This window comes from Leeuwenhoekiella parthenopeia (assembly GCF_020782115.1).
Lineage (GTDB): Bacteria > Bacteroidota > Bacteroidia > Flavobacteriales > Flavobacteriaceae > Leeuwenhoekiella > Leeuwenhoekiella parthenopeia.
In genome coordinates, this window is record NZ_JAJGMW010000004.1 from 1 (window position 1) to 16084 (window position 16084).

General features: G+C 44.8%; 18 protein-coding genes. 3 read left to right on the forward strand and 15 right to left on the reverse strand.

Features of this window, described 5'->3' with window-relative positions; translation table 11 throughout:
* The 4 genes from LLW17_RS04075 to LLW17_RS04090 all read right to left on the reverse strand — a co-directional run.
* The coding region (locus LLW17_RS04075; protein ID WP_228228726.1) for a transposase at positions 1–184 on the reverse strand (184 nt) is incomplete at its 3' end.
* A gap of 68 nt (positions 185–252) precedes the next feature.
* Positions 253–1968: a DUF885 domain-containing protein gene (locus LLW17_RS04080; RefSeq protein WP_228228992.1), complete on the reverse strand. Its 1716-nt coding sequence runs from the start codon at positions 1966–1968 to the stop codon at positions 253–255.
* 116 nt (positions 1969–2084) lie between these two features.
* Positions 2085–3662, reverse strand: coding sequence for an aldehyde dehydrogenase (NADP(+)) (locus LLW17_RS04085; protein WP_228228993.1), 1578 nt, complete (start codon positions 3660–3662; stop codon positions 2085–2087).
* A 303-nt stretch (positions 3663–3965) separates the two neighbouring features.
* Positions 3966–4898 (reverse strand): dihydrodipicolinate synthase family protein, encoded by a 933-nt coding sequence (locus LLW17_RS04090; RefSeq protein ID WP_228228994.1) that lies wholly within the window; start codon positions 4896–4898, stop codon positions 3966–3968.
* Between the two features lie 132 nt (positions 4899–5030).
* Here LLW17_RS04090 and LLW17_RS18940 point away from each other — a divergent pair, with 132 nt between their 5' ends.
* A complete protein-coding gene (locus tag LLW17_RS18940; protein WP_228228995.1) occupies positions 5031–5876 on the forward strand; it encodes a helix-turn-helix domain-containing protein in 846 nt (281 codons plus the stop codon).
* Positions 5877–5879: 3 nt separating this feature from the next.
* Here LLW17_RS18940 and LLW17_RS04100 read toward each other — a convergent pair whose 3' ends face one another.
* The 4 genes from LLW17_RS04100 to LLW17_RS04115 all read right to left on the reverse strand — a co-directional run bounded on the left by LLW17_RS04100 (position 5880) and on the right by LLW17_RS04115 (position 9978).
* On the reverse strand, positions 5880–6665 hold the full coding sequence (locus LLW17_RS04100) for an SDR family oxidoreductase (protein ID WP_228228996.1): 786 nt from the start codon (positions 6663–6665) through the stop codon (positions 5880–5882).
* 113 nt (positions 6666–6778) lie between these two features.
* Entirely contained in the window at positions 6779–7096 is a 318-nt protein-coding gene (locus tag LLW17_RS04105; RefSeq protein ID WP_228228997.1) for a cupin domain-containing protein, read from the reverse strand.
* 104 nt (positions 7097–7200) lie between these two features.
* On the reverse strand, positions 7201–8202 hold the full coding sequence (locus LLW17_RS04110; protein WP_228228998.1) for a metal-dependent hydrolase: 1002 nt from the start codon (positions 8200–8202) through the stop codon (positions 7201–7203).
* Positions 8203–9978: a MutS-related protein gene (locus tag LLW17_RS04115; RefSeq protein ID WP_228228999.1), complete on the reverse strand. Its 1776-nt coding sequence runs from the start codon at positions 9976–9978 to the stop codon at positions 8203–8205.
* A 73-nt stretch (positions 9979–10051) separates the two neighbouring features.
* Between LLW17_RS04115 and LLW17_RS04120 the strand changes: the two genes are divergently transcribed.
* Positions 10052–10315 (forward strand): UPF0175 family protein, encoded by a 264-nt coding sequence (locus LLW17_RS04120; protein WP_228229000.1) that lies wholly within the window; start codon positions 10052–10054, stop codon positions 10313–10315.
* Entirely contained in the window at positions 10312–10806 is a 495-nt protein-coding gene (locus LLW17_RS04125) for a PIN domain-containing protein (RefSeq protein WP_228229001.1), read from the forward strand. Before LLW17_RS04120 ends, LLW17_RS04125 begins: the two co-directional genes overlap by 4 nt.
* Here LLW17_RS04125 and LLW17_RS04130 read toward each other — a convergent pair.
* The 7 genes from LLW17_RS04130 to ruvC form a co-directional block, all read right to left on the reverse strand.
* A complete protein-coding gene (locus LLW17_RS04130; RefSeq protein WP_228229002.1) occupies positions 10803–11174 on the reverse strand; it encodes an MmcQ/YjbR family DNA-binding protein in 372 nt (123 codons plus the stop codon). The two genes, LLW17_RS04125 and LLW17_RS04130, sit on opposite strands and share 4 nt — an antisense overlap.
* Before the next feature lie 102 nt (positions 11175–11276).
* The gene (locus LLW17_RS04135) at positions 11277–11900 is read right to left on the reverse strand and encodes a tetratricopeptide repeat protein (RefSeq protein ID WP_228229003.1); all 624 of its coding nucleotides are present in this window, start codon (positions 11898–11900) and stop codon (positions 11277–11279) included.
* A gap of 3 nt (positions 11901–11903) precedes the next feature.
* Complete coding sequence (locus LLW17_RS04140; protein ID WP_228229004.1) at positions 11904–12431, reverse strand: GNAT family N-acetyltransferase; 528 nt, start codon at positions 12429–12431, stop codon at positions 11904–11906.
* Positions 12415–13041, reverse strand: coding sequence for a DUF4230 domain-containing protein (locus LLW17_RS04145; protein WP_228229005.1), 627 nt, complete (start codon positions 13039–13041; stop codon positions 12415–12417). Before LLW17_RS04145 ends, LLW17_RS04140 begins: the two co-directional genes overlap by 17 nt.
* Positions 13042–13471: 430 nt before the next feature.
* A complete protein-coding gene (locus LLW17_RS04150; protein ID WP_228229006.1) occupies positions 13472–14218 on the reverse strand; it encodes a cyclase family protein in 747 nt (248 codons plus the stop codon).
* A gap of 61 nt (positions 14219–14279) precedes the next feature.
* Positions 14280–15470, reverse strand: a complete 1191-nt coding sequence (gene hemW, locus LLW17_RS04155; RefSeq protein WP_228229007.1) for a radical SAM family heme chaperone HemW — start codon at positions 15468–15470, stop codon at positions 14280–14282.
* 11 nt (positions 15471–15481) lie between these two features.
* A complete protein-coding gene (ruvC, locus tag LLW17_RS04160) occupies positions 15482–16057 on the reverse strand; it encodes a crossover junction endodeoxyribonuclease RuvC (protein ID WP_228229008.1) in 576 nt (191 codons plus the stop codon).
* Between the last annotated feature and the right edge of the window lie 27 nt (positions 16058–16084).

A 16084-nucleotide genomic window follows, 5' to 3' on the forward strand; every position in this document is an offset into this window, starting at 1 on the left:
ATCCTTTCTCATTAAAGTTAGAAAATTTATAAATCCATCGGTAAATACTAACACAAGGTATGTTGTGCAACATCGATAGTTGGCTAGCACTATACTTACCGGATTCAAAATCTTCGACGATCTGACGCTTAAAACTCTCAGAATAAACACGCCTCTTTTGGATGATTTGTACGTTGGATTTCATTGTTAATCACGTTTAAGTGGTCAACCTATATCAGGGACGTACATGATGGTACTATTAACTTTTAACCCTTAACCTTTTACATTCTTCGCGATGTAGGCGTCAACCTGTTCTTCCAAAATGGGTAAGGTCACGGTGCCTTCACTGAGGATGATCTCGTGAAACGCCCTAATGTCAAAGTTTTCGCCCAAAGCTTTTTTAGCACGCTCCCGCAATTCGCGTATTTTGAGTTCGCCAATTTTATAGCTGAGTGCCTGCCCCGGCCAGGCGATATAGCGGTCGGTTTCGGTATTGATCTCGTGTATGGAAAGTGCCGTGTTTTGAGACATATAGTCTACCACATCCTGGCGGCTCCAGCCCATGGCGTGAATCCCGGTATCTACCACGAGACGGCAGGCGCGCCACATCTCATAGGTGAGCTGACCAAATTTCTCATAAGGCGTTCTGTAAATTCCCATCTCATCGGCCAGATACTCGGAGTAAAGCCCCCAACCTTCACCGTAAGCGGAGATGTATAAATTTCTGCGAAACTGCGGAATGCTGTCACTCATTTCCTGATTGAGCGCGCCCTGCAGGTGATGTCCCGGCACGGCCTCGTGCGCGGTAAGCGATGGCAAGGTGTACAGCGGCCGACTCTCTAACTGATAGGTATTCACCAAATAATGCCCGGCCTGCGTCCCGTTTATACTGCTGCCGGAATAGCGCCCGCCGGTATATTTAGGCGCAATCGCATCAGGTACTTTAATTACACCGTAAGGCTGCCTTGGCAATCGCGAAAAGAAAGCTGGCAACTCGTTGTCAATACGCTTGGCAATATCCCGGGCGTGCATTAGCAAAGCATCGCCGGTAGTAACGTAAAACTGAGCATCGGTACGCAAAAACTTCAGGAAATCGGCGAAGCTGCCTTCAAAATTGACTTCCTTGATGATTTTTTGCATTTCGGCTTTGATGCGGGCGACTTCTTTCAGGCCCAGCTCGTGGATGCTTTTTGCTGTATAATCAGTCGAAGTGGTGTAAAAATCAATTCGGTTTTGGTAAAATTCTGCTCCGCCGGGCTGTGCCGAGACTCCAATTGCATCCCGGCTTGCCGGTAAATATTCGGTCTCAAAAAAGGCTTTGATCTTTTTAAAACTGGGGATCACACTATCTTCAACTACCTGCCTTGCGGCGGTAAGCAGCGAATCTTTTCGCGACTGCGAAATGTTATCGGGCAATTCTAAAAAGGGCGAATAAAAATAACTCTCCAGCGGATTGTCGACAATATGCGTCTCGTAGGTGGAATCATACCCGTTGAAAATCACGCGTGGCTGCACAATACCCTGCTTAAAACCTTCGCGCATCAGGGCGAAATGACTTTCAGCAAAATACGGAATGGCCTTTAGACGGTTGAGATACCCCACCGCCTGATCGTAATTGCGAATGGGCCGCACCTGATAATTGAGATTGAGGTGAAAGCCCTGATCGGCCTGAATGGGATTGAGGTGCATCTTGTAGGTGTACTCAGCTACCTGATCCTGCAACACAAAGGCTAGAAGCTTACTTGAAATCTTTTGGCTTGCCGTGAGCTCCTCTTCGTTTAAGGTCGCCAGCTTATCTAAAAGCTCCTGAGCAAACGCAGCCCGCTCTTTATACAATTCTTCATCGTAACGCCCCAGCGGATAATCCTGCCAATCGTAATCCCGATGGTTTTCATAAATGCTGATGATGCTGTCAAGGGAAATGGATTCTTGCGCATTTAAAGCTCCTGTCATCAAAAAGACAAGCAGTAGTATACAACGTGTTTTCATCTGAATTCGTTTAGATATTATCATCATTTTGCTTTTTACTTACCGGCTTTGCAGAACTATCAAAATTCCCGTCAACATCCCATCCCAACCTTCCCTTCAAAGGGAAGGAGTGGTTACTAGGCTTTACTATAAATACCGTCCACCTTACGCAGAATACCTAAAGGGTTTCCGTCTTTTAAAGCTTCGGGTAGTAGTTCCTGCGGCCAGTCCTGATACGAAACCGGGCGTACCCAGCGGTAAATCGCGTCATTTCCTACAGATGTAAACTTCGCATCAGAAGTTGAGGGAAACGGACCACCGTGGTGCATCGCCGGGCATACTTCTACGCCGGTTGGCACCCCGTTAAATAAAATTCGTCCCACCCGTGAACGCAGGGCGTCAATCACATCGGTATAGGCTGAAACTTCTGCGGCTTCGGCAATCAACGAACCGGTCAACTGACCTTCTAATGTATTCAATACTTCGAGCAACTGGGCTTTTGAAGCGCAGGCAACCAGCATCGAAAACGGACCAAAAACTTCGGTATGCAATTCGGGATTAGCCAGAAAATCGTCTGCAGTTACTTTAACCAGTGCGGGTTTGCCGTCATTTGCACCTTCCGCCTCCAGCGCTACCGCCAGAACTTCAGTGCCGTTTGCGTCGAGCATTTTTTGCTTTCCGCTCTCGTACGAACTGTGAATATTGGGGTGCAACATACAATTAGCCGGTTGCTGACCTAATGCTGCAGCCAGATGCTTCCCAAACGTATCGAGTTCAGCGCCTTCAATTCCTAAAATAAGTCCGGGATTGGTGCAAAACTGTCCTGCTCCCAGATTGATACTTCCGGCATATTTCTGTGCCCAGGCCTCGCCATTTGCTTTTAAAGCTTCGGGTAAAATCACAACCGGATTTATACTTCCCATTTCGGCATAAACCGGGATAGGCTCTTTTCGGCCCGCACCCAATTTGGTCAATGCCGTTCCGGCTTTGATGCTTCCGGTAAAGCCCACCGCTTTAATTGCAGGATGCTTTACAAGTTGCTCGCCTACGGTAATTCCTTTACTATTCAGATTTGAGAAAACACCGTCGGGCATTCCGGTTTTTTCCGCAGCCTTAATAATCGCTGAAGAAACGAGTTCGCCCGTACCCGCATGCATCGGGTGACTTTTTACAATCACGGGGCAACCTGCTGCAAGCGCGCTGGCCGTATCACCGCCAGCCGTAGAAAAAGCAAACGGAAAATTACTGGCGCCAAAAACGGCGACGGGACCTACCGCGATTTGCATTTTGCGCAAATCAGGTTTTGGTGCGGGAGTGCGCTCCGGGTTGCCATAATCTATAGTCGCCTGAACCCAATCACCCTGCTCAAGCAAAGCAGCAAACGAATTCAGCTGGCCAATGGTACGCCCGCGCTCGCCCATCGCTCGCCCTTCGGGCAGGCCTGACTCTGCGGTGTACGCAGCGATAACTTCCTGACCTAAAGCTTCGATTTCCGCTGCTATAGCTCTTAAAAATGCAGCGCGTTCTTTATCTGTTTTTTGTTTATATACTGCGAAAGCTTCCGTCGCTTTTTGAGCGGCTTCATCTACCTCAGCTTCTGTAGCTTCGGTAAAATCCCACTCATTATCGCTGTTAAGCTTCGGGTTAACCGTTTTGTAGGTTTGTGTTCCTTTCGCCGAAAGGCTGTTGCCTATGTAATTTTTTCCTGTAATCATATCATTTTTGATTGTCTGACTTTCAAAAAACCTTGAAAAATCAGCTTGTAGTTTTCAGCTCAATCCGCCAAAAACAGTATTTATTTAGCGCGAAAGCACCTCTGAAAGGTGCCCGGCTTGTATTTGAAACCCTAAACGAGGGTAAATCGGTAAAAATGGATCTTCGGCATGGCCTCTGCTTTGTTAGTTAGTTTTAGCCGCACATGAGTATGTTTCTAGCTTCCGATCCATTCTCTCACCAATTTAATTAGCTTCGCCAAGGGGTAAAATACCTCAAGGCCTGACCCCGAGGTTATTTTACGCTTAAGCAGTTACGCTTGCGTTCAGGTTCTTATATTCAGGTAATTCAGGGCGGGTTTCCAGACCTTTCTTAATAATCTGAAGAACCTCTTCCCTGCGTGCTCCTGCAAGCGGAAGACGCGGCGCCCGCACGAATTCTGACCCAATGTTGGTATGTACTTCTGCCAATTTAATGTTTTGCACCAACTGAGCGTCAATATCCAACTCTAAAAGCGGTAAGAACCAGCGGTAAATTTCAAGTGCTTCGGCAATGCGACCCGCTTTTTGCAGCTCATAAATCGCCACAGTTTCAGCAGGAAATGCACAAACCAAACCGGCAACCCAGCCGTCTGCGCCCATCAATAAACTTTCAAGAGCCAGCGTATCAACCCCGGTCATAATTTTAAGACGGTCTCCAAAACGGTTCTTGATGCGCGTCACGTTTGAAATGTCGCGCGTAGACTCTTTTACCGCCTGAATATTGGGTTCTTCGAGCAACTCTTCAAACATATCGAGGGTCACTTCAATCTTATAATCAACGGGATTGTTATATACCATAATAGGAAGCGAGGTACTTTGCGCCACCGCTTTAAAGTAAGCAACCACCTCGCGATCACTGGCTTTGTAACGCATAGGAGGCAACATCATGAGTCCGCTTGCACCATCTTCTTCAGCTTTTTTAGCAGCCGCAATTGCACCTTTTGTAGTTTGCTCGGCGATATTCATCATAACCGGCACTTTACCGGCAACGATCTCAACCGTTTTGCGCGTTAAGGTACTTTTCTCTTCATCGCTCAGGGTACTGGCTTCTCCCAGAGTACCGCCCAGTACGATGCCATGAACACCGGCATCAAGCTGCGCTTTAATATTTAGTTCAAAAAGTTCAAGATCCAGTTTATCGTCCTGAGTAAATTTTGTGGTTACTGCGGGCATTACGCCTTCCCAATTGATTTGCATAGGTTTAATTTTAAATACTCTAGCAAAGCTACTGGAGTTCTAAAGCATTTCTTTTGTAGTATTTAACCAAATCTTTGCATATTTTAGCGCGACCTTCAAATTAAGGCAGTTATTTAGGTCAAATTCTACTTAGTGAAAGTTTTACCGTTTAAAATACCGAAATCGGGCAAGCAGGCCCTCATCGTGCAGGAGGATCACGAATTCCTATTTTACGACAAGCTGCATCAACACCCCGAAATACAGATGAGCTATGTCCTGAGTGGCACCGGCACCTTGTTAACCGGAAACACCGTAACCCGCTTTGAGCCCGGTGAAGTTTTGGTTTTTGGCGGAAATCTGCCGCATGTATTTAGAAGCGATATACAGGAAGACAGCGAATCGCATATGCTCTCGGTTTTTTTTAACCGTGAAAGCTTTGGCGCCGATTTTTTTGAGACCGAAGAACTCCGCGATTTTGAACCCTTTTTTAATCTGGCCCAGTCGGGTTTCCGCATTAAAGACCGGGATTTACGCTTTAAAAAATGCTTTATGCAACTGAAGAATTCCGGGATGAAGCGCTTCTTACACTTCATCAACCTGCTTTACGAAACCGCCGAAGCTCCTAAAGAACTGCTCTCCAATTTCACCGAAAATTCACGCTATACCGATACGGAAGGCCAGCGGATGAGCAAGGTTTTTGACTTTTGCCTGAGTCATTTTCAGGAGCGGATAAGCCTGGAGGAAATCGCGGAAATCGCTGTGATGAGTCCCACCGCTTTTTGCCGATTTTTTAAAGAGCGGACGAACAAAACCTTTAGCGAATTTCTGACCGGCCTGCGTATTGAGCACGCCTGCCAGTTGCTGCGCACCCCAGATCAGCAGGAACCTATCGCTAACATCGCCTATGCCGCAGGTTTTAATTCGGTTTCCAACTTTAACCGGTATTTTAAAAAAGAAAAGGGGATGTCGCCGCGCGAGTACCGAAATTTAAGTGCATAATATTTACAAACTACTTAACAAACCTCCATCAATGGGGATTTGAGTGCCTGTGATGTAGGCCGCCTGCTCTGAAGCTAGAAAGGCAATCAGAAACCCATATTCTTCCGGTTTACCAATACGGCGTACCGGCACACCGGCTTCAAGTTGTTTAAAAACTGCTGCTTCCGAAATACCCTGCTCCCGGGCTTTTCTGGCATTTAAGGATGCGATGCGTTCGGTATCAAAATAGCCGGTAAGTATGCTGTTAACCGTGATCTGATCGGGACCGACTTCGGTAGCCAGACTTTTTGCCCAGGTTACTACAGCAGCCCTGATGGAATTTGACAGGACCAAATGTGCCAGAGGCTCTTTAACCGAAACCGAAGCCACATTAATCACACGTCCCCATTTCGCTTTGCGCATCGCTTTAAGCGCTAGTTCGGTAGTGAGTAAGACATTCTTAAACAACAAATCAAAAGCCTGCTGGTAATCACTTACCTCTTTGTCAAGCGCGGTTCCCGCAGCCGGACCTTGCGTATTATTGACTAAAATATCGACGGTGTTGCTTTCAAAGTATGAAGAAATAATCATTTTGTAAGCTTCAAAATCGGTAAAATCAACCTGAAGGATCTGATGTTGCTGCTCGTGAGGAGAAGGCAGTTCTGCCTTTACCGCTTCCAGCTTTTCCAGCGAGCGGGACATTAAGGTCACCGCCGCGCCACTTGCCGCAAGTTGCATAGCAATTGCTTTCCCAATCCCTGATGTGCTTCCGCCAACCAGTGCTTTCTTTCCGCTTAAGTTAATATTCATTGATTATTTTTATTGCTATTATTATTAGTATTTGAGACACATCCGAAAGGAACAAACAGTCTTTTGTCTTTACTCTCTATTCTAATGTCTGATGTCTCAAATCTAAAATCTAATTATCTATACTCCTCCCGTGTAGGGCTGAACACATCCAGCAATTTACAGGGTGTAAGGGCTTTGCCGCTGTGTTTGAGATGCGGAGCGATCACGACAATATCGCCGGGATGATACACCTGCGTCTTTCCGTCGAGGGTAAATTCGAATTCGCCTTCAATTACATGCATAATTTGCTCGTTCATATGACTGTGCTCAGGCACTTCAGCGCCTTCTTCCACTTCCCAAAAAGCCAAAGAGGTATTCTGGGTATGTACCAGTTTACCATGGTATCCCGGCATGATTTCTTTTGGGGTAATGTCTGAGAGTTTATAATTCATATTTTGGGTTATTGGGTTATTGGGTTATTGGGTTATTAAAGGTAATTTCTACTTTCTACTTTCTACTTTCTACTTTCTACTTTCTACTTTCTCACGTCTAAAATCTAATTCCCCCACATGCGTTCCCACAAACTGCGCAGCACCTGTTTCATCGCTTCCGGATCACGCTCGGTTTCCTTTATGGTAAGTCCAGTTTCGGTAGGAATCAATTCATAACTGAATACAAAACTCAGGTTTTTAGCATCTAAATCGTAAGCCCCAAAACGCAGGTCGTTAAAATACAGGTTTCCGTCTTTACGGGAAATCGTGTACCAGTTTTGGGCAATGGCTTCCAGTCGCTTTATGGTTTTGGTATCCTTGTAATCGCCTAAAAACTGGTGATCTTTCGGTACAAACCGAAACGCAATAGGCTTGGTATCAAAAAACGAATAATCACCCAGCAGATAAGCGTCTCCCACATCTACATTGGCATACCATAAGATCGTATTAAAGGCCGCAGGGCGGGTATCAATCGCGGTATATTCAATGTTTTGCTCCTCGAGCGCATCGGTAAACTTTTGATAGCTGATGCCTTTTAAAATGAGTGTAAGCAGCATATAAACCGAGCTTACAATTATCCCGAAGCGGTTCCACTTACGGCGTTTAGGCGAAGTTTTGGGCAATCGCATCACCAAAATCAGGAAGATCAAAAACGGCAGGGTGTACAGCGGATCGATCACAAAAATGTTTTGATAAGCCAGTCGCAGATCGAAAGGCCAAAAAAACTGCGTTCCCCAGGTGGTGTGCGCGTCTAACAGCGGATGTGTGATCAAACCCCAAAAGAACAACCAGGACCAATCCTTCCAGCTTGCCTGTGCCTTTGTATGAATTTTAGAAACCAGCCAACCCAGCAACGGCGCCATCGCAATACTAAACACAATGGAGTGGCTGATGCCGCGGTGAATTTCAATCGCCGTAAGCGGATCAAGGAATTTACCAACGAGGGTATCCAAATCCGGAATCGTACCTGCAATCGCACCATACAACATCGCCTTGTTGCCTACTTTCTTACCTAAAACGGCCTCGCCTACCGCGGCACCCAGTACAATTTGTGTTAGAGAATCCATCTAAGCGTCGATTATGTTCATTTTACGCAGCAGGAACGAGGCGTTCATATTTTGACAAATCCCTTTTTTAAAAGTGTAGTCAAAGAAGAGTTCGTCATTGATGATCTGCGCGTCAAAATAGTAATTCTTTACAGGTTCTAGATCTTCTGCCGCTTCGCAAAGGCTCAGGTCGTGGGTGGCGATGATTCCGGTAGAATTGGAAGCGACCAGTTTTTCAATAAACTTACGCGAGCCAATGGCTTTATCGGTGCTGTTCGTTCCTTTGAGAATTTCGTCGAGAATGATGAAATAGGTATCGGTTTTAATGGCGTTTACAATAAACTGCAGGCGCTTCAGTTCTGAAAAGAAATAGGATTCATCATCAGTAAGTGAGTCACTGGTGCGCATACTGGTGATGAGCTTAATGGGATGGTAATGCGCTTCGGGAGCACAGATGGGAAGCCCGGTGTTGCTCATCACGATAGCCAGCGAAACGGTACGCAGAAAGGTGCTCTTTCCGGCCATATTGGCCCCGGTAATGATGAAAAACTGCTCATTTTCGATACTGAAATCATTGGGAACGGCCTTTTTAGGATCCAGCAACGGATGGAAAAGCCTTTTAGCTTCCAGAGTTTGACTGGCCTTTGTAATTTTCGCGAAAGCGTAATTGGGATGATTAAAGCTGAAATTCCCCAGGCTGTTTTGCGCATCAAAAAAGGCGATGACTTCAAACCAGTTGGCCACCTCGCCTGCGTTGGCTTCGATCCAACGCTCGATGTTGTAGCATTGTCTAAGATCGGAAAGGAAAAAAGAATTGATAATAATGCCCATAAGCATATTAGAACGCTGGTCTAAAATCCCCAGCATTTTTGAAAACTGCTCAATTACAGCCGAAGCTTTGGCCTTTTGCGACTTGATTTTAACCTGTTGGCGTTGCAGGTAGACCGACTGAAATTCCTGTTTTTCAAGCAGCAGCATCAGTTTGTGGTACTGCTCAAACGTAGATTGCATTTTGCTGGCATTGGCCCAGAGGTCATTTACTTTTTTCACATAAATCCCGGAGATCCCCAGACCGATAAAAAACAACCACACCACAACATTTCCGGGAATCAGGCCCAGATAGGCCAACACAAAAGCAACCAGTGAAATACCGGTGTAGCTATTGGGCACCCACCGCATAAGTTTGGGCATAAAACTGCTGTAGTTTTTTAACCAGCTGAGAATTTCTTTGGCATCATAGTCGGCTTTGACCAGTGCAGCCGTGGCTCGAAATTGCTGCCTCCACGATAAATGCCCGGCAAGTTCCTTCACAGCTTCCTGTTTCTGCGGAATTTCTGCAATGTCGTTTGCGGTGAGGAATTCGGCTAGTTTGCGGGTTCCGCTCTCGAGGGCGGTGCGGTTGAGGTACTGAAAAAAGGATCCGCGACCAAAAAGATCTACATCCTGACTAAAAGCGTGAAGCGGATTTTTGAATTTTTCGCCGGAAGGCAAATCGTGAAAATTGCGATTCAACACCCGCAATTCGGTCTCATTTAAAGCAATCAATTCCTGCAAAAAATCGCGTTTGTACTGAAGCTTGTTGTGCCGGGAGACCAAAATGAGAAACAACACAATCTCAGCCACCACAATCCCGACTACCACCCGCGTCTGCGCCCATAAAAAATAGATCGCGATAACCCCCGCCAGAAAAACCGCCAGGCGAATCATACTGCTGGTAAATAGTGTGGACTGGGCTTTGGTAAGCTGTGCTTTATAGTCGGTTACAAGGGAAGTATAGGTATCTTTTGGGTTTTGCATCGATGTTGTCAGGTGATTTTTAAAAGCCGGTTTCTGGATGAAAATTGCTTAAATTTGGTAAAAGGCTAAAATTATGAAACATCACAGCATTTCGCTCGACTTTCCTGCTGATATTCTTTTGGCATTAAATGAATCTGAGCAAGACTTCAAAAATCGCATTAAACTTACCCTTGCCATCCAATTGTATAAGTTGGAAAAATTAACTCTGGGTAAGGCCGCCCAGCTTTCCGGCATTTCTCGGATGGAGTTTGAAAACGAACTGGTTAAAAACGGAATTCCCATATCCAACCTTTCAGAAAAAGATATCCTATCTGATCTGAATAAATTGGATTCATGAAAACCAAACTTATAATTGCTGATGCAGGCCCCCTATTTTCGCTTGCTGCAGTTGACCAGCTGCACATCCTCCTGGAACTTTTTGAAGATGTAAAAATTCCACAGGCTGTTTGGGAAGAAATAACTTTAGACGAGACAACCGAAATCTACCCCCTGCTACACGATTTTTTCAGCACTAAAGTTGTTCCCATTAAAGGCTTCAATGATTTAACTTTTGTAATGGATTACGGGGAATCTGAATCTGTTATTCTTTACAGGGAACTTAATGCAGATTTTCTATTAATAGACGACAAAAAAGCACGCGCCATCGCCGAAAGTTTTGAAATCAACTGTATTGGAACTCTTGGGATTTTATCAGCCGCCAGAACCAAAAAACTTATTCCTAAACTGCGACCCATTTTTCAAAAACTGATTGCGGAAAATCGATTTTGCGCCATTGAATTATTAAATGTAATCCTCAAAAAACATGGCGAAGATGAAGTTCAAGTCTAGTTTAAACTCTTCAATTCTTCTTTTAGCTTTTTGGTAAGGCTGTTTACGATAAGCTCGTAGCTGTGATCGATAAATTCGTAGAGTTGTTTTAGCGAAATCTCCCCGTTCAACACCACAGTATTCCAATGCTGCTTGTTCATATGCCAGCCGGGTAAAACACTCTCGGGATACTCCCCACGCAGCTCCAGCGCACGCTCGGGATCGCACTTGAGGTTGATGCGAGGTGTGCCGCCCTCCCAACTTTCGAGTCCGCTTAGGGCATACATTTTCCCCATCACCTTAAAAACCAAAGTCTCGTTATCAAACGGAAATTCTTCGGTTGTACCGGGTTTTCGTAAACAGTAGGTTCTGAAAATGTCGATGTTCATGGTCCCCTCCCTAACCCTCCCCCAAGGGGGAGGGAATTTGATTTAGGTAATTTTATATTTTCAAAATTAGCTCAACTTCGACAAGCTCAGTTTGACCTAATCTTAAATTCCGTATTCAAAATTCAACACCTCTTTCAATTCTGCTAATTGTGTTTCCTTATCTGAAAACTTAATCAACATATCATCCAGCAAGGCTTTTGCTTCAGTACAATTTTCCAGTTCATTTTTACAGTGCAAACTATAGGTACGCACCAGGCGGTAGTTGATCTCGTAGTTGTCAGGATATAGCTCAACACCTTGCTTATAATAGAAAATCGCATTCTTCCATTTTCCCTGAGAAAACCAGCGATCTCCAAATTCTATATGCTTTAAATACAGCCGCTCATTTTTTTTAATCTGTTCCTGTCTACTATCGTTTCGCTCCCGTAAAACATCTTTAACCAATAACCTTCCTAAACTCACAAAAAGAAACAAGCCAATAAATCCCAGAAAAACAAAAAAGACCTTCTCCCGTTTACGCCTGCGTTTAAATTTTATTTTTATTTTTCTAATAGCCTCTTTAGAATAGGCATTGAAAGTCGGTTTGCCGGTTGCACCTTTTAAATCAGTTTCTTTAAGGTTGAGAAAGCTTCGGTCTTTTTTGAATTTGGAGTTCTTGCGGAGTAATTTTCGATTATTCCGCAGACTATCGATCATCCCTTTCGCGCTACTTCCCCCGTAAAGCATAATTTAAAATCTATAAACCATTATATAATCCTGCATCAGGTAGCCTTTACCAATGTCAAAGTCGCCTGAATAGGCGGTTTTAAAGCCGTAATACTCATAAAATTTGACCGCTTTGTTGTCGCGGTTCACATTAAGCATTACGCCCTGTACGTTTTCTTTTTTAGCTTCCGCGAAAGCGAAATCCATCAAGAACCGACCTGCTCCTGTGCCGTGATTTTCGGGCATCACGTAAAGTTTATCTACCTTCATCCATCTTCCCTCTTTGGAAAGTTTCTCATTTCGGTAATTGGGGATCAACGCCAGGTATCCTATAGGTTCGGCTGCTTCATACAAGATGTAAAAACGGCTTCCGGTCTCTACCTGTTTTTTTAGCGAAGCAGTGCTGTACATAAACTCCATCATATAAGCAATCTGCTCTTCAGACAGAATGTCTTTAAAAGTCACCGGCCAGACGCGATCAACCAGACTTTTTAAAACCGGCCAGTCCTTTTCGCCCAGAGGCCTTACTTCAAAACTATTTGGAGACTTCACCTTCTTTCAATTTTGGAGTTTCGGTTGCGGTTTCCAGGGCTTTATAATCCAGTTTCCAGCCTATGGTTTGCACCAGGTTTTCCATCAGAGAAACCGTGCTCAATGCCTGCTTTGAAGCTTCGCCAAAGAGTCCGCTTTGGGGCACTTTATCAATAATATGCTGTTTGGCTTCCCGGTTGATTTCGGTTAAATCTGTAGAGGTAAACGGGTTGGCCCAGCCTTCTTTTTTGTCGTAATATTTAAAATCGGTCTCGATGCTTAGCAACTCCGGCTGCGGAAAATCGGTCAGTACAATCGTACGGTTTTTCACATCGGGGTGCATTTTGATTTTGGTGAGATCAAAGCCCACGTAGGCTTTGGCGTCAATTAAAACCAGAGCCTTTTTGCTTCCCAAAAACAAATTGAGCCACTTGTCTTTTACATTTTGGTAATGGTAGATTTCGGAAAAATCGCCTTCCACAGTGATGAATTTGCATACACTGCGTATTTTTTCCATCAACACCACAGACTGCTGCTGGGCATTTTGCTGTCTTCGGCTCTTAGAAAAGCGCGAAAAAATAAAATAGGCAATGATACTGCCTGCTGCAAGACCTATGAATAGATATTCCATTACGCAAGTTGAAAATTCGGTATTCCGGTAAAGTTAAGGGTTCTGTTTGTTTATGAAGTTATTGATTATTGGGTTATTTGAAATCACTCTTTCTGATTTCTTATTCAAAACTCATAATTCTTGATTCTGCATTGAAAAAACATCCCTCCAAACCTCCCTTCAAAGGGAGGCTACTTTTTAACTAAAGGATATATTTGGATTAAATTATTAGTTATAAGTTATTTAACACATCAGAATTCGCACTGCCTTCGATACAAATTCTGCTGCCCACGGCCTTCGCAAAATCTACTCAGCCAGCGCTTAATCATTTTTGCCTTCAGCTTTCCGAGCTTCTTTCAACCTGCAACCTGCAATGCTTTAAATCTTTATGGCAAATAGTGGTTTTTGGTTTGATATCGAAAACTCTACACTCAGCATTCTGCATTCAGAATTACTCAAAAGCATACAGAACCGGTTTACTGGGACTGGCATCGTTTTCAAAAGAAGCGATTTGCAGATTGAGCAGATACGAGCCGTCCGGAACGGTGTGAGGAACGAAAATCATTTCAGTAATGGTGGCGTCCATTCTGATTTTTCCATCGGTGTTCCAAAACGCATTGTGTGCAGCAAGCACGCCACCATCTTCCTCGCGGTCAACGCTGGGCATATCGATAAGCAGGTGTTTGATTCCGCTTTCGCGAAAGAACACCGCCGTCTCTTCCAGCAGATACGGCCAGTTGGTATGCGACCATTTTCTGCTTTTTTTGGTTGCCGTATTGGGCAAGGTTCGTATCACCACAGCTTCCGGATTTTTTCCCTGAAGGGCACGCTGAGCTAGTTTTTTGGTAAACACAAAATCCCCGTTATTCGGCTCGGGCACGAGGGTGATCACTTCCGCAGTAAACATAAAGGTTTTTAGATTCTGGTTGATGCTGTGTACTTTTTCGGTAATGTGTCCCACACATTCGGTATGCGTGCCGTGCGCGTGCGGGTTGTAATAGATATTATTGAAATTCAAAACCGCTCCCTGAGCCACCGCAGCGACCCATTTGCCCTCGACTACCGGTTCAATTTTAGGCGGATTGAGATACCAGGCCACGGGATTAGCGGCACCACTCACTACAGGAATGCTGATGTCTATGGGTTTGCTAAAATCTACAGTAACGGGTTTATTGTTTAAAGTAATTGTTGCTCGCATAGGCATTTCATTAAGTTGCCTTATAAGTTAGTCTTTTCGGAAAAAGTTACAGCTAAAAAAATTAAGAAAGATTGAGCAGAAAGAGATCGCTCGCCAGACCGTCGCTCAAAAACTTACCCTTTTTAGTGACTACAATGCGATCGCCATCCCGAAAGAGCAGGTGCTCTTCCAAATGTTTTTCGGCCTGTTGCAAAGCGTATTCTTTAAATTTTAGACCGAAGGATTCCTCAATTTTAGAAAGCGAAATACCCCAAATGGTACGTAAACCGGTCATTACATACTCGTTGTATTTATCGGTAAGCGAAAGCGTTTCGCGCTCCACCGGAAGCTCGCCGGCCTCAATAGCCCTGATGTACTTGGGGTTGTTATTGATGTTCCAGCTGCGGGTATTTCCGTCGTAGCTGTGTGCCGAGGGGCCAATGCCCAAATAGGCTTTGCCGGTCCAGTAGGCCGTATTGTTTTGCGAAAAATAGCCGGGTTTGCCAAAATTGGAAAACTCATAATTCTCAAAACCGGCCTGCTGCATCGTATCGACCAAAATCTCAAAATGCGCCTGTGCCACCGCGTCGTCAACGGGTTTTACAACACCCTTTTCTATAAACTTTTGAAGCGCCGTATTGGGCTCCACCGTAAGCGCATAACTTGATATATGCGGAATATTCAATTCCAAAGCACTGTCCAGATTCTCTTTCCAGCGCTCGTTAGTCATATCGGGCATGCCGTAGATTAGATCTATCGAAATGTTGTCAAAATAGGCTTTAGCCAGTTCCAGACAGCGCACCGCCTCATCTGCATTATGCGCCCGGTTCATCAGCTTCAAATCTTCTTCAAAAAAGGACTGCACGCCAATACTCAGCCTATTGATTCTCGATTCTGAAAGCATCTTCAGCTTTTCTTCCGTAAGATCATCGGGATTCGCTTCGAGTGTGATTTCGGGATTTTCGGAAATTTCAAAATGCGCATCAATGGTTTTAAAAATACGCTCGAGTTCGTCTGCATCGAGCAAACTGGGCGTTCCACCACCAAAATAAATGGTTTGCAGAACACCTGAAATTTCGTTTTTACGCAAGATGAGTTCGTTGCACAAAGCCTCAACGAGTTGGTCTTTCTTCTTTAGCGAAGTCGAAAAGTGAAAATCACAATAATGACAGGCCTGCTTGCAAAACGGGATGTGGATGTACAAACCGATCCCCAGCCCCCCGGCCCCCGAAGGGGGAGTTTTACTGTCTTGTAGAAAATCTTCGATTTTCATAGAATAATGCTTTAAGCCCCCTTTGGGGGTTTGGGGGATATTACCCGTTTTTCATTCTGCTTAACAAAAGCATCCCAGCCGGTATAACTTTTACCGGTTTCGACACGACCTGCATTGAAGTGATGGCATACCGCAGCAGCCAGACCATCTGTGCTGTCCAGATTTTTAGGCAGGGTTTTGAGGCCGAGCAGGCTTTGCAGCATTTTAGCCACCTGTTCTTTACTGGCGTTACCGTTGCCGGTGATGGCCATTTTTATTTTTTTCGGAAGGTATTCGGTTACCGGGATCTGGCGCGAGAGACCGGCTGCCATAGCCACTCCCTGGGCTCTGCCCAACTTAAGCATAGACTGTACGTTTTTTCCGAAAAACGGAGCCTCGAGCGCCATCTCATCGGGATTGTAGGTGTCTATAAGTTCGATGGTGCGTTCAAAAATGAGTTTGAGTTTGATATAGGGGTCGTCGTATTTTTTAAGCTGAAGTTCATTCATCTGAAGAAACTCCATTTTTTTATTGACCACGCGTATGAGACCAAAACCCATAATCGTGGTTCCCGGGTCAATCCCTAAAATGATTTTTTCTGATTTCAAGCGCTAAATTTTTTCCATCTTTGAAGC

Excerpts from the sequence above, each read along its gene's own strand:
- LLW17_RS04080 (WP_228228992.1), bottom strand. The coding sequence starts at position 1,968 with ATGAAAACACGTTGTATACTACTGCTTGTCTTTTTGATGACAGGAGCT.
- LLW17_RS04085 (WP_228228993.1), bottom strand. The coding sequence starts at position 3,662 with ATGATTACAGGAAAAAATTACATAGGCAACAGCCTTTCGGCGAAAGGA.
- LLW17_RS04090 (WP_228228994.1), bottom strand. The coding sequence starts at position 4,898 with ATGCAAATCAATTGGGAAGGCGTAATGCCCGCAGTAACCACAAAATTT.
- LLW17_RS04100 (WP_228228996.1), bottom strand. The coding sequence starts at position 6,665 with ATGAATATTAACTTAAGCGGAAAGAAAGCACTGGTTGGCGGAAGCACA.
- LLW17_RS04105 (WP_228228997.1), bottom strand. The coding sequence starts at position 7,096 with ATGAATTATAAACTCTCAGACATTACCCCAAAAGAAATCATGCCGGGA.
- LLW17_RS04110 (WP_228228998.1), bottom strand. The coding sequence starts at position 8,202 with ATGGATTCTCTAACACAAATTGTACTGGGTGCCGCGGTAGGCGAGGCC.
- LLW17_RS04115 (WP_228228999.1), bottom strand. The coding sequence starts at position 9,978 with ATGCAAAACCCAAAAGATACCTATACTTCCCTTGTAACCGACTATAAA.
- LLW17_RS04120 (WP_228229000.1), top strand. The coding sequence starts at position 10,052 with ATGAAACATCACAGCATTTCGCTCGACTTTCCTGCTGATATTCTTTTG.
- LLW17_RS04125 (WP_228229001.1), top strand. The coding sequence starts at position 10,312 with ATGAAAACCAAACTTATAATTGCTGATGCAGGCCCCCTATTTTCGCTT.
- LLW17_RS04130 (WP_228229002.1), bottom strand. The coding sequence starts at position 11,174 with ATGAACATCGACATTTTCAGAACCTACTGTTTACGAAAACCCGGTACA.
- LLW17_RS04135 (WP_228229003.1), bottom strand. The coding sequence starts at position 11,900 with ATGCTTTACGGGGGAAGTAGCGCGAAAGGGATGATCGATAGTCTGCGG.
- LLW17_RS04145 (WP_228229005.1), bottom strand. The coding sequence starts at position 13,041 with ATGGAATATCTATTCATAGGTCTTGCAGCAGGCAGTATCATTGCCTAT.
- LLW17_RS04150 (WP_228229006.1), bottom strand. The coding sequence starts at position 14,218 with ATGCGAGCAACAATTACTTTAAACAATAAACCCGTTACTGTAGATTTT.
- hemW (WP_228229007.1), bottom strand. The coding sequence starts at position 15,470 with ATGAAAATCGAAGATTTTCTACAAGACAGTAAAACTCCCCCTTCGGGG.